Genomic DNA, 12,006 nt, shown 5'->3' on the forward strand with positions numbered 1-12,006 from the left:
ATCTTGCTTGACAACCACACCAGCCGTCGTGATTGTCGCTTTCGCAGTCGCTCCCGTAAACACTTTAAGCGTGTCGGGAAGCGCGTTCGTACTTGAAATCAGCGTTGTCGTGCCCGTTGTCGGGGCACCAGAAAAGGCGACGTTTTGGGTATTGATGGTCGCGTAAGTGCTGCCGTCCACATTCTGGACAATGCCGTCGCCCGTCAATGTCAGGACAGGCGTGCCCCAAGTCGCTTTCACTATGTTGATGGTCGCGAAGTTTTGCACTGCCCCCGCCGTGTTCTCGCCAGAAAGCTTCAGGGTGTTGCCCGTAACGAGATTACCCGTTCCTTCATTTGTTCCACCGCCGTAAAGGCTGCCATTTACTGTCGCGTTGTTCAACGTGACCATGTTGCCCGTAACATCGCCCGTACCGCTATAAGTATAGCCACCATAAACGTTGTTAGCTGTGGTATTCTCCAACGTAACAGAATTGTTCGTGGCAGTGTGTCCTTCCCCACCGTAGACATCACTAACTGTTGAGTTTTTCAGCACGACAGTATTTTTGTCGGCTTGGCCATTTGAGCTGTAAGCACCTCGAATCGCTTTAGTCGTTTTGATATTTATTCCTTCCAAAGTATTCCTTGAAGCGATGGCATTAGAAGTATTGCCGCCTTCCGCCGAAAATGTTCCCTGTACATTGGACAGCTTCAAGGTATAACCCTCAACGGCAGATTTATTATTTGCTCCACCCCCCCAAAAAAACCAACTATCCAAAGAAGTGCCCTCGGTAATGGTCAGCGTCTTGCCGGAATAGGAAACTGTCGCGCCTACCTGTCTTGTGCCGTTATGTCGAAGCGCGTCGTTATTATCAACATCAAGATAAAGCCAATCCGAAGCCGACGCGCCCCCGCTGCTCCCTATCCACAGGGATACAGCCAATGCCAAGGCCATCCGGGCTTTTTTGCTTTTCCATGGGACTTTATGGGTGCTGATGTCCCCCCCCTAGGGGACTTTCATACTTCCTTGTATCCATTTTTCATTCCCTCCATGCATATATACAGTGCCACGAGGCACACATACTTTCTTAGAATAAAAAATAGCACGAAAATTCCCAAAATTCAACGACTTTGCAAAAAATGATCGATTTTTGCAAAAAGTGGTCGATTTTTAGACCTTTTGACTTTTCTTATATAACATTTTTGTTATATTGCAAAAGTAAAAAGTATACATGCTAATATTTTTAGAAAGACAAAAATAAAAAAAGCCCCATCAGAGAAATCTCCAACGGGGCCACAATTCATTTACCTATGCAAAAGCACAACAGCAGTCCGGCGATAATCCAGGCTGCTGTTTTCTCTTGCTTGGCTCTATTCAGTTTGGCTTGCTCCTCTTTCTCGAACCGTTCTAAGGATGCTCTGGCAGTCTCTAATGAGTTCTCCTGCTCTATCATTTCCTTCCTTAAGCTGTAGATTTGATTTTGTAGCTTCTCGGACTCCTGCTCTGCCCGACTCAATTTCTCCTCGGACTCCTGCAGTTGTATCTGCTGCTGATTCAACATCTCTGATTGTCTGCCGTTGAGTTCGGATAGCTCCGTCAAGTTGTTCTCTAACCTCGTCAGCTCTGACTCCGTTATCTGGTATGTCGCTTCTGAAGCAAAGGACAACTGCGGCACCGATAATAAAACCAATAACAACAACCACCAGTATCTTTTTAACATTCATAAGCCCTCCATCACATATAGTCCGTTACACCGCGAGCAATGGCTCTCGCAAACTCATCCTGATTAAACCGTAAAAGCTTCTCATCATCCTCATTGGAGATAAAGGCCAGCTCCACAAGGATTGCCGGCATATCTGTGTTTGTGAGGACATAAAGACCGTTCTTATGAGGTGTGGCCATCTTCACACCTCTGTTTACGGTTCCAAGGTGATCTACAATCTGGGACTGGATGCAGTCAGCCAGCTGTTTTCCATACCAGGAGCCATAACAATACCATGTTTCAGTTCCCTCTGCATATGGGGACTCCACGCTGTTGCAATGAATGGAAATAAAAAGGTCCGCATCAAGGTTATTAGCCTCACTGCAGACCTCATATAAATCATCACTCTGTAACAACACAGTTTCAATCCCCACGGCATTTAAGTAATGCTCCACCAGCTTACCTACGTTTAGCGCAACATCACACTCCCTGAGTCCCGTGGCACTGTTGCAAGCCCCCGGGTCTGGTACTCCATTGGGTGCATGACCCGGATTAATAAATACCTTCATATCACTTCTCCCCCTTCTTTTCTATATGGTGCTTTCCGGCACCACCAATATAACCTAACAGGCCGCTTGCTATACTCATGCTGAGCTCATTGAGATTTGAGTAAATGGCTATGATGAGAGCTGCAGATAATGCCAGCACCACGACCAAATCAGTAACATTAATTCTTTCTATCACTATGCCCACCTCCGACGTCAAAATGGGAAACAATAGGAACATCCTGATCCACTGGGAGGTTCATCATTTCCTCATAAAAATACTCGCCATCTCCGTTACCTTTGAATTCATCATGGTAGCATTTGTACATATCACGGATGTTGTTCCTTGCTGTGATGGTTATACTTCCCCGCTCAATAAAGGCACGACAGGACTGGATAATCCTATCCCTAAGTAAGACAAGACCGCCCTTACAGATGCGGTCTACTCCTAGCTGGAGAGCCCTTATCTCCTTTTTCATCTCAGCATTCTGATTGTTGATTTCTTCCTGCCAGGCTATAAACTTCTTCTGATTTTCCATCATTTCCATAAATAGCTGTTCTTTCTTTGCCACTGCCTCATCATGCTTATTGGCCATGCTCTGGGCACGACCGGAAAAGAAACTAAGCACTGCCGTAGCCAGCATAATGAGAATCTGCTCTGATGTCATTTAATCACGCTCCTATAATTACTGCTTGTGAATTTGATGTAAGCTGACACCATACCATTGCCCCCGGATACATATTTACCTGAGTTCCTTCAATGGCATGGTATGTCTTTCCCTCAATTAGGACAGTATCTCTGGATACCATGGTTCCTCGCAAGGCACCAATATTGGTAGGCTTCTTATTTGCAGCATCCAATATGGCTTTAACGGTGGTCTGGAGTTTTTGAATATTATCCATAGCCTACACCTCTTTTAGCAAATCCTTAAGTTTATTGATGTTCTTCAAATATTTAAGTCTGTAATTCCTACAATTACCTTCCAACCATTTAATTTCACCCTTTTCGATGGTATAAACATCATGATTAGGTAACCAACGGTAGAACCCCCGATAGTTGTGTAAGAACAAACCCGAATTATCACTTACAGAATAATAATCAGATGCCAAAATATAAGAATCAGAAGCCAAACCTTCACTAAGACGCATACTATTGTTATTTGTTATCGTTGCATTGTATTCGTCTAAATTCCACATTACTGACTGTCGTGCTTCTGAGTAAGGTTGAGGTTGAGCAGTATAAGGTTGATAAAATTTTGAATATGTTTTACTGCCAGCAAAAGGTTGAAAATAAATGTTTACATTATTGTTAGAGGCTGTTGCCTTTAATAGTGTTTGCTTATTATGCAGAAAAATTTGGGTGTTATTTTGCGAGTCAAAGACTATGCTTGCCCCAGCTATTCCTTCAACCTGGTCGACAATAACCCCAGCATCGCGTATTTTGCGTTTTGGATTACCCTGAGCGTCTAAGTCGTTAAAATCAGGAAAGACTTCATACATTTTGCTGTCATTTTCCCCTTCGTCACTTACACGGTCATGAATGATGTCATACTCAGAAACTACTGATAACAGCCTGTGATTTGATTTCGTTGTTATCCAAACATTCCACGAGCCGTCAGGGTGAACATTGCCGCTAATTAGGTCGGTGCGTATTTCGTCTCTTTGCCTTGTAACTCTTGTCTTTTCATAGTATGGGTTACCTTGCAGCATTGATAGGCCTATAGATGACAAGTTTTTGGCTTCACTGCCATATTTGTCATAAAACCCTTTCCAATCTACTTCACCTATAATCTCACCATTCTTCCGAATATAAACGGGTGCAGGATTTTTGTGGTCATTATATGAATCGAGAAAAGGCATCGAACCCATCTGGAGATTGTCACGAGTATCAAAGCCGAGCTCAAGCAAATCACCTTTGTCATTAACGCAAGCATCAAGTGTGTACCAATTATCGCCTGCATATTCTACAGTCTTCTCACCGTACCAATGCTTATCTTTACAGACATAGACATATTTGTCATTATTAACAATGTTCTCTACTCCACTACACTCAATGGTTTTATAATTTTTGAATTTTCTATTGTATATGCGAATAATCCCCTTTTCACTATCAGTCAGATAAGGGATACCACCCGTGATGATTGGAATATAACTTTGACTGCCTGTATATGAATTTCCATAAAGGATTTTGCCATCAGTCCATACCTGCTGCCCCGGTACTATAACACCACTGCCAGCAACATAGAAAGAGCGGCCGTTAACATCGGCCGCCATGTTTCCATTTACGGATGAAATTGTCGTTTGATACATCAATACCACCTCACAAGCTGAATACTCTGCTTCAGCTCTCTTGTTGTCTGGCTAACAGTATTGCTTACCAGATAATACTCATGCTTCCGGAATCTGACTCTTTCAGAAAAATCAATCACATGACCATAGTTATAGATATCCATGGTGACTGTTTCCTTGACCTTCCTATTAAGCCATTTTAGCTCACTGAGATAAGCCTCCAATTTATCCGTGTCAGAGGTTGGTACTTCCACAGATTCCTTCAGCCTGTTCCCTTTACCCAGTGGATTGTCTTTGTCACCATAGTTTGCGCCACCCAATGTTATGGATTCCTGGTTATGAAGATATCTGGATGCAGCTGCAGCTGGGGATCCAGTTCCTATGGAGCTACCAGCAAATTCCCCGTCAACATAGACTGATGTGCCGTAAAATCCACCACCCAGAGGAGCATGAACTGTCTTTCTGACACTCTCTTTGCCATCCTTGTCAGTAGTAATTTCTACTTCCTGCCCCAGGACTAGGACACCGCTTTTACTATTGGAATAATCATAGGTTGTAACAGTTTTGCTACCATCAGTATGCTGGGTACTTTTCCTTGATAGATACTTGCTTATTCCAAACCCGTCCCCGGTATAATCATATGTGGTTATCTCTCCATTGTTTTCCTCACTGCGTAAATACCCTGATTCGTAAGAACAGGTGGCATCGCCAAATTTTAATGTTCCCCAAAACGGAAGTGGCTCAACATAAAGTCCCCAGCCAGGATCATTACCGCTATCTATGCTGTTACTGGAGTAATTAATCATGCTTCTTTCCAGAGTACGATTAATAACTGGGCGGGTGTGTGCTGTATCAGTGATGTCAATGGTTCTGCTCTCATGTCCCCTCTGGATAACATTTAAGGAGTTATCATTGGTCCTCATGAACACATTTATAGCTTTGTGAGGAATAACACTAGACCACCCAAACAGACTGGATATAATATTTTCATAGGTCTGGCCATCACCAATCCATGTTCCAGAATGAACGAAATCATCACAGCGATAAACCAGCTTCTTTCCCAATGCTCCGGCTATACGCGATGCGTGTTCAGACAGCTTGTGAGTTTGCTGACCAAATCCATAGTTGATGCTACGATACAGAATTTCATCCACATCATACATCCCCTTGGCCGTAATAATCCTGTCCTGTTGCATGGTTTCCCCTACCCGATAGAGATAAGGAAAATCCAGTATCTTACCACTGACATAATCAAGGATACTTATATCATCCGTTGTCTCAAGAGTGAAGGTATCTGCCAGGGTTAATTCTTGAAGATTCAAAGATATGGATACCATGCCAGACTTTTCCTTTTGCACTACAGGCCGAAACGGATTACTGATAATTGTATCCATTGGAATTGTTGTGCCACGTGGAATGCTGATACAGGTATCGAAGTACAGCCTACTATCAGCCAATGTGCCGATAAGGATGTCATAATGTCTTGTTACCTTCTGAGGAACTACAACATCAACAACGGTATCATGATAATTTATAAAGTCACTTTTAATACCCGTGTATATATCATAATAATGCTCTATACCGGCTTTTAAGTTGATATTGGTATCATAATTTTTTTCCAGAGCCTGCTGAATATTGGCATAAGTATCAAAGCAATAAGACTTCAGATCTTTAGGTTCAATTTCCAACGCTGTATCATAACACTGATTTACGTCTTTTTTTATAGTTATATCTGTATCATAGTTATGTTTTGTATCAGCCTGTAAATTAATACCAGTATCAGCATTAATATTTACATCCTGCTGCACAATTAAAGCAGTATTATGATGTTGTGCTATGTCTGCACTGGCATTTACAGTAGCATCAAAGTAATAGCTTTCAGCCGTGGACGGTACAACTGTTACAAGTATTCGAGGCGTGGTAATACTAGATTTATTTATAATACCCGTTGCCAGTATTCGCGGAGTACTTATGGCAGAATTTTTTACAACTGCTGTCGTTAATATTCGTGGGGTGCTTATTCCACTTGTTGACATTTAAGCCACCCCCTTTATTTTGTAGTTGTCACAGTTATTTTATTAATATTTGTAGTTGGCAGTCCGTCAAAGTACATCCCATTGCCTGTTGCGGGTATTTCTTTTGTTTTAGAATAAGCTCCCATATCCAATTTTACATTTTTTATTGTGTCACCTAATACAGTCGAACCCATACCAACATTTACTGCCGTTACTTTATAACCATTCAATACAGACAAATCGGTAGTTACTTGCAAGGTGCTGTTTTCTGTTTCTGTAGAGTACAGATTATTTGAACTATTAAAGTCAAAACCTTCAGCCTTTACTGTTGCGGGTACCATAATAATCGACTCATTCATCGGAAAATAATGGTCGGAAATTATTATATTTCTCATTCGTGTTTGGTATGAGCTGCCGCTTTGTTTATCACAATCAATTTTTGCAGATATGGCTTTGACGCCTGTTTTTACATAGCCAGTATAAGTGCCTACCTTATCGCCATTAAGGTAAAAATCTATTGTGCCAGCTTCTGAATCTATAGCTAAATAGATTTTATTCCATTTTTCTTTGGTTATTGGAGTTTGTAAGCGAGTGGTATCATTTGTTCTCAAATATAAAATGCCATAATTTCCTGAATTATTGTAATTATAATAAATTTGTGCGGTTGAATTTTTGCTACTGTTATATGCTCCGTCGCTCATATAGACCTGTATTACCCATGCGGAGCTAATGTTTTTCGGATACAATTCCAAGCTAACATATAACTTTGTAGTTTCAGCTGGAATTGTGATTTTTTGCACGACCATTATAAAAATACCCGCCGCCGTTTGAATCATTGTAAAAACTTAAATCATGGTCGTCAAACAAACTGTACTTGGAATTTATGTATTTCACTTATAACCACCCCTTACACAGCTTCAACAGTGGTTTTTAAACATACGGCGGTGCTAGTGTCATTTATCGGCGTGGTTTCATTGGTGGCGTCATACTTTACCCACAGAATAACATTTGTATCTGTTACATCTGCCGTAATATCTGCACTGTGGCCCCATTTCCCCTTACTAAGAGCATCCTCAGCTGTGGAATAATTATTATCCATGCATACATACCAGTTACCAATATTTCCACCAGTAGTCTGGTATTCTGCACCATCATAATATGCAAAGGAAATATTCACGCCATCTACGGTTTTATAGCCAGTATCAGTACGGATTGCACATTTTACAGCTTTTTGCTCCTGTAATTTCAATGTTACCGCTAAAGGTGCAGTCTGTGTGTTATCCTGAGAAATGGCTGTACCGTCCTTTTTCCCAGCGGTCGGGTTATTACAATATAGATTAATCATAGTCATATCCTCCATAACTCAATCTCACAATTAATGTAATTCTCAAATCGTTCCTTGTAGCCATAGGCAAGAATCCTCACCCTCATCTGGGGCCACACCACACCGGAACTATCAGTAAAATCTACCAGCTCCCGGCTCTGGTAATAGGTCCAGACTTTCAGGAACTCATCCCTTATAAACACAGCATTTAGTGTTATCTTGTCCCCGCTGGCTACACTTCCAAAATCTTGCACCACATTTCCGCCATCAGTCTGTACCAAAGTTTGGCGATCATCTGGATGGAACTTAAAATCTGTTGGAGTAGTCAAAGAGACTGCATCACCTATCCTGATTTTCATCTGCTTATCCTCCTCCATAGCTGATATTTACATTGTTGTTTTGTGGCAACATATCCAGTATCTTCTTGGCAGCCGTATTGGCCACCTCATGGGACACATCCTCAAGGCCATGAACCTCAACATTAAGGTTGTAGTTTATATCCTCCATGGGAGCCGTTGCAGGAGCAGGTGCCGAGGTATTCCCCAGCTTGCTCATAACTCCTTCGTTATAATCAGGTGGAAACATAGGAATCATATCCATCCCCTTCTGAATCCATCTGGTAGGCATCTTGTCATAGATAGGGACAATGTTTTCCTTGGCGTTCTTCAATATCTGTTCAAAGCCAGCTATTTCCTCTCTTGAGGTCCAGGCATCAGCAGGAAGGTTGGCGTCTTTTCTAAGCTGAGCAACAATGGCCTGCATGGCATTGGCCTGCTTTTCCTCCATACTTCCGCCCCCGGCCATAGCTCTACGATAAAGCTTGAGATATTTATAGTTTTCCTTGAACATATGAAGGGCGGTTTCCTGTTGGAGTTGCCTTTTCTGTTCCTCCGCCCATTTCGTTGCCTTGACCTCATCCAAGCCCTTTTGCTTCCATGCTTCTTTTTCACGGTCAATTTCATCCATTCTATTCTGGAAGGCTGATTTCCATATAGAATCTATGCTTCTTGCCACATCATCATTGAATTGCTTAATAACCTTGGCTTTTTGAGTCTCGGTAGCCCTTGCAATCTCGACCTCTGATACACCAGCATCCTTGTATTTTTGCATGGCCACATCGATGGAATGAAGCTGTGTTTCAAGTTCCGTATGCGTGAGACCATAAATGCTCTCCTGCATTTCCTGGCTTGCCTTGGCTATACTCTCAAGACGACTTTTCTCAGCCTGCTCAGATGCCTTTATCTGAGCCACTTCTTTTTGCCGGGCCTTGGTTCGCTTTTCAATATCCGCCCAATATTCCTTCTCAGCCTTGCTGGATTTTTCAGCATCGTCATTCCTGGAACGTTGCTCTTTAACATCACCCTTTAAGCTCAATGCACCTATAAGAGGAAAATTAGCAGGAGAACCCATTGCTGCCATAACAGCCATGCCATAACCTGCATCAAACTCAGCCTTTATATCCCGTAATATCTCACCTACATTTTTAGCATTTACACCAATGGCATCCAAGCCGCTGGCCACCAGGTCAATAGCTTTTCCAGCCTCATGCATTACATCAATGAGGATTTCCCCCATGAGCCTTATTTCTTCCTTGTTATCTGAAATCAGCTTTATCCAGGACACGAACATTTCTGTTATCTCTGGAAGAAGCTCTCTGGTTACCGGAAGAAGTGCCGCCCCCAAGGCAAGTTTAAGCTGACCTACCTCCATCTCCATTTTCTGCCATTCAAGATAAGTTTCATGCGCTTCTGCCGGGTTCAGGAGTCCTGTAGTCTTTATGCTTTTGGATATTGCCATCAAATCATTGTAGGATTCAAGGACAGGAATGAGAGCCGCCCCTCTGGCACCAAGGATTTCAGCAGTAAATGCTTCAGTTTCCCCAGCCTCGGCAGCATTTCTGTATCCCTTGGCTAACTGCTCCAACTGTTCATTAATCTGAAGGAGATTGCCGTTTTCATCAGTAATAGTGACACCAAATTTCTGTAGTGCCTTTGATGTGGCATTCCCGGATGCACCGGCAGATAACAACTGCTTATCTATCCTTGCAATAAAAGGTGTAAGGGAATTAATATCTGATCCAGCCAGCGAAAAAGCCCTGCTCAGCTCTGCTGCTTCACCAGTTGTCATATTAAGACGTGTCTGCAGCTTGTATAAGTTATTACCAGCCATCATGGCATCCTTGGTAATATTAAAAAGACCAGCACCAGAAGCAGCTACCGCCATAAATGCTGCCAGCTTTGCATTAAGAAGGGTGTAGCCTTCGGTCAGCTTACCAATTCCTGCTCTTGCCATTCCAGCCCCTTTGGATATGGAGCTAAAAGCTCTATTGGACTTTGGCGGTATGGCATTTAAGGAATTACCAAGGGTTCTGAGCTGTGCCTCAAGGCCAGCGATATTCTTCTGCTGATAGAGAAGATTCATCTCAGCCCTTTGTGTGATTCCATGACCAACACCATGGTCTTTTACAGACCTCTGGTACTGGGCCTGAAGAATCGCCTCCTTCTGTCTTTGGATATCCAACTGACGATTAATTGCTTCATACTTTACTCGGATTTTATCCAGCTCACTTCCGACACCTTCCAGTTTGGAAAGGTCCACATCCGTCTTAAGCTGTATTTTCTTGTTCTCATTATTGAGCTTGATGATGGCCTGATTGACTGTTTTCCCGGCAGTATCAAAGCCAAGTTTCAGGTCATTAATATTAAGCCCAAGACTGATATAAAGTTCCTCAATTTCCTGCCCCTTGGCCATTATCCCATCACATCCTCAATGTAAGTTTGTTTATGATTCCTCTTGGAAAGAATAACCATCTGATCCAGCAAAACCTCAAGGTCGGACTCGTCAATTTCGCTTATGGTCCACCCGTAGGCTGACTGGAGCCGTTCATAGTAATTCAATATGTGTTCATACGGAGAAAGCTCTACGCCTCCTCCGTTTCCCCATTTGGGGAGCTTGCCAGCTTCGTGAAGGTCATAATCTGAATCCACTTGAAGAGTTTTCTTACCATCGGTACCACATCAGCGATTTCCAGATTTTCATCAATGGTGCTTTCATTGACCACATCAGGCTTACCAAAGGCAAGTACAATAAGGTCAATCTGCTCTTTCAAAAAATCATCCAGCTGTTCCTTGCTTCTGTCCCTGTCCGCAGACTTCAAAAAAGCCCGCCACACCTTCATTTTAGGTGCGGCGGGTTCGATTTTTTCTCCGTCAATTATGATAAAAGGTGTCTCCATAGTTTACACCTCCGCATACCATGCAGCGGCAGCTTCGGCAGTAAAGCCAGTAGCTTCCTCATCAGCCTGACGATAGGAAAGGCCATCGGCAGTACGATAAATAGCCTTGGCACCGAGAGTTGGTGTATTATAGCTGATATTCTCTGCCTTGGTCTGTGGGTTCTCATCCGGCTCATTGAACTGAACCTTGAAGAACTTGCAGAAGCGCTTCTTCCCATTCTTCTTGGTGGACTCAAACATCACCGCAAAGTATGGGGACACATCGTCTTTGCTGGCGGTCATAACACCATCCTTAAGCTCATGGCCAAGGAGGTATGCCTTGTACTCCAGAGGAAGTGTGGCAATATCCACGGTCAGTTCATATTCACTGGTTGTGCTGGCGGTGTCCACTGCCTGGTTATCTGCATAAAGGGTTGCAGAAGAATTTTGTGGCTTAATCGCCACCTGCCTGATATGAGGAATGGAAATAATATCCTCATAGGTTGGTGTACCGTCCTTTGGGTCATCGATGAGCTTTGCTACATGAAATCCCTTAAGTCCAATAAAAGGGGAATTTGTAAGTCCGGTCCGTGGTGCTGTCATTACGAATCAACTCCTATTCTGTAATCTGTAACCTTAATTTTAAGGCCATCTTCCATCATATCTATGGTCTGGGCTCTCATAAAACCCAGGTCAATCATTGTCCTGTTAAGCCGCCTATAAATATCGCTGTCGTTTCCGTCCTTTGTGACAATATGTACTCTCACAGTCACTCTGGACTGAAGCTCCCTATCGTCTCCATGAAGTGCGGGGACATCGGATATTACCTTATAGACGATATTTGGATATTTACATCCATGAGGGCTGAGCTGATGATAAATCCCCCTCACGCATGGAAGGATATCTCTCCTCAGAGCCTCAATCATTTTTTCAATCAT

Annotated in this window: 16 protein-coding genes; all 16 read right to left on the reverse strand. The window is 42.9% G+C overall.

Annotated elements, in window-relative coordinates; translation table 11 throughout:
- The coding region (locus D081_RS11430) for a hypothetical protein (protein ID WP_369824013.1) at positions 1–933 on the reverse strand (933 nt) is incomplete at its 3' end.
- A gap of 416 nt (positions 934–1,349) precedes the next feature.
- Positions 1,350–1,703, reverse strand: a complete 354-nt coding sequence (locus D081_RS11435; protein WP_143272204.1) for a hypothetical protein — start codon at positions 1,701–1,703, stop codon at positions 1,350–1,352.
- A gap of 10 nt (positions 1,704–1,713) precedes the next feature.
- Entirely contained in the window at positions 1,714–2,250 is a 537-nt protein-coding gene (locus D081_RS11440; protein WP_085024299.1) for an N-acetylmuramoyl-L-alanine amidase, read from the reverse strand.
- Position 2,251: 1 nt separating this feature from the next.
- Positions 2,252–2,425 carry a hypothetical protein gene (locus D081_RS12855; protein ID WP_233127485.1) on the reverse strand — a complete coding sequence of 58 codons (174 nt, stop codon included), beginning with the start codon at positions 2,423–2,425 and terminating at the stop codon, positions 2,252–2,254.
- Positions 2,409–2,894 (reverse strand): hypothetical protein, encoded by a 486-nt coding sequence (locus D081_RS11445; RefSeq protein WP_085024300.1) that lies wholly within the window; start codon positions 2,892–2,894, stop codon positions 2,409–2,411. Before D081_RS11445 ends, D081_RS12855 begins: the two co-directional genes overlap by 17 nt.
- A 4-nt stretch (positions 2,895–2,898) precedes the next feature.
- Positions 2,899–3,129 carry a hypothetical protein gene (locus D081_RS11450; RefSeq protein WP_085024301.1) on the reverse strand — a complete coding sequence of 77 codons (231 nt, stop codon included), beginning with the start codon at positions 3,127–3,129 and terminating at the stop codon, positions 2,899–2,901.
- A 3-nt stretch (positions 3,130–3,132) separates the two neighbouring features.
- Positions 3,133–4,536 carry a hypothetical protein gene (locus D081_RS11455; RefSeq protein ID WP_085024302.1) on the reverse strand — a complete coding sequence of 468 codons (1,404 nt, stop codon included), beginning with the start codon at positions 4,534–4,536 and terminating at the stop codon, positions 3,133–3,135.
- Positions 4,536–6,551, reverse strand: a complete 2,016-nt coding sequence (locus D081_RS11460; RefSeq protein WP_085024303.1) for a hypothetical protein — start codon at positions 6,549–6,551, stop codon at positions 4,536–4,538. The genes D081_RS11455 and D081_RS11460 overlap by 1 nt, the downstream gene beginning before the upstream one ends.
- Before the next feature lie 14 nt (positions 6,552–6,565).
- On the reverse strand, positions 6,566–7,366 hold the full coding sequence (locus tag D081_RS11465) for a hypothetical protein (RefSeq protein WP_085024304.1): 801 nt from the start codon (positions 7,364–7,366) through the stop codon (positions 6,566–6,568).
- A gap of 71 nt (positions 7,367–7,437) precedes the next feature.
- Positions 7,438–7,875 carry a hypothetical protein gene (locus D081_RS11470; protein ID WP_085024305.1) on the reverse strand — a complete coding sequence of 146 codons (438 nt, stop codon included), beginning with the start codon at positions 7,873–7,875 and terminating at the stop codon, positions 7,438–7,440.
- A 2-nt stretch (positions 7,876–7,877) separates the two neighbouring features.
- On the reverse strand, positions 7,878–8,213 hold the full coding sequence (locus D081_RS11475) for a hypothetical protein (protein ID WP_085024306.1): 336 nt from the start codon (positions 8,211–8,213) through the stop codon (positions 7,878–7,880).
- 4 nt (positions 8,214–8,217) lie between these two features.
- The gene (locus D081_RS11480; RefSeq protein WP_085024307.1) at positions 8,218–10,605 is read right to left on the reverse strand and encodes a hypothetical protein; all 2,388 of its coding nucleotides are present in this window, start codon (positions 10,603–10,605) and stop codon (positions 8,218–8,220) included.
- Positions 10,605–10,841, reverse strand: coding sequence for a hypothetical protein (locus tag D081_RS12980; protein ID WP_143272205.1), 237 nt, complete (start codon positions 10,839–10,841; stop codon positions 10,605–10,607). The genes D081_RS11480 and D081_RS12980 overlap by 1 nt, the downstream gene beginning before the upstream one ends.
- Positions 10,775–11,089, reverse strand: a complete 315-nt coding sequence (locus D081_RS11485; RefSeq protein WP_085024308.1) for a hypothetical protein — start codon at positions 11,087–11,089, stop codon at positions 10,775–10,777. The genes D081_RS12980 and D081_RS11485 overlap by 67 nt, the downstream gene beginning before the upstream one ends.
- Positions 11,090–11,092: 3 nt before the next feature.
- The gene (locus tag D081_RS11490; RefSeq protein WP_085024309.1) at positions 11,093–11,671 is read right to left on the reverse strand and encodes a major tail protein; all 579 of its coding nucleotides are present in this window, start codon (positions 11,669–11,671) and stop codon (positions 11,093–11,095) included.
- On the reverse strand, positions 11,671–12,006 hold the full coding sequence (locus D081_RS11495) for a hypothetical protein (RefSeq protein ID WP_085024310.1): 336 nt from the start codon (positions 12,004–12,006) through the stop codon (positions 11,671–11,673). Before D081_RS11495 ends, D081_RS11490 begins: the two co-directional genes overlap by 1 nt.

Source organism: Anaerovibrio sp. JC8 (assembly GCF_002100115.1).
Classification (GTDB): Bacteria; Bacillota; Negativicutes; order Selenomonadales; family Selenomonadaceae; genus Anaerovibrio.

What these genes read in the sequence shown, in the direction of transcription:
- D081_RS11435 (WP_143272204.1), bottom strand. Translation starts at nt 1,703, where the DNA reads ATGAATGTTAAAAAGATACTGGTGGTTGTTGTTATTGGTTTTATTATC.
- D081_RS11440 (WP_085024299.1), bottom strand. Translation starts at nt 2,250, where the DNA reads ATGAAGGTATTTATTAATCCGGGTCATGCACCCAATGGAGTACCAGAC.
- D081_RS11445 (WP_085024300.1), bottom strand. Translation starts at nt 2,894, where the DNA reads ATGACATCAGAGCAGATTCTCATTATGCTGGCTACGGCAGTGCTTAGT.
- D081_RS11450 (WP_085024301.1), bottom strand. Translation starts at nt 3,129, where the DNA reads ATGGATAATATTCAAAAACTCCAGACCACCGTTAAAGCCATATTGGAT.
- D081_RS11455 (WP_085024302.1), bottom strand. Translation starts at nt 4,536, where the DNA reads ATGTATCAAACGACAATTTCATCCGTAAATGGAAACATGGCGGCCGAT.
- D081_RS11460 (WP_085024303.1), bottom strand. Translation starts at nt 6,551, where the DNA reads ATGTCAACAAGTGGAATAAGCACCCCACGAATATTAACGACAGCAGTT.
- D081_RS11465 (WP_085024304.1), bottom strand. Translation starts at nt 7,366, where the DNA reads ATGATTCAAACGGCGGCGGGTATTTTTATAATGGTCGTGCAAAAAATC.
- D081_RS11470 (WP_085024305.1), bottom strand. Translation starts at nt 7,875, where the DNA reads ATGATTAATCTATATTGTAATAACCCGACCGCTGGGAAAAAGGACGGT.
- D081_RS11475 (WP_085024306.1), bottom strand. Translation starts at nt 8,213, where the DNA reads ATGAAAATCAGGATAGGTGATGCAGTCTCTTTGACTACTCCAACAGAT.
- D081_RS11480 (WP_085024307.1), bottom strand. Translation starts at nt 10,605, where the DNA reads ATGGCCAAGGGGCAGGAAATTGAGGAACTTTATATCAGTCTTGGGCTT.
- D081_RS11485 (WP_085024308.1), bottom strand. Translation starts at nt 11,089, where the DNA reads ATGGAGACACCTTTTATCATAATTGACGGAGAAAAAATCGAACCCGCC.
- D081_RS11490 (WP_085024309.1), bottom strand. Translation starts at nt 11,671, where the DNA reads ATGACAGCACCACGGACCGGACTTACAAATTCCCCTTTTATTGGACTT.
- D081_RS11495 (WP_085024310.1), bottom strand. Translation starts at nt 12,006, where the DNA reads ATGATTGAAAAAATGATTGAGGCTCTGAGGAGAGATATCCTTCCATGC.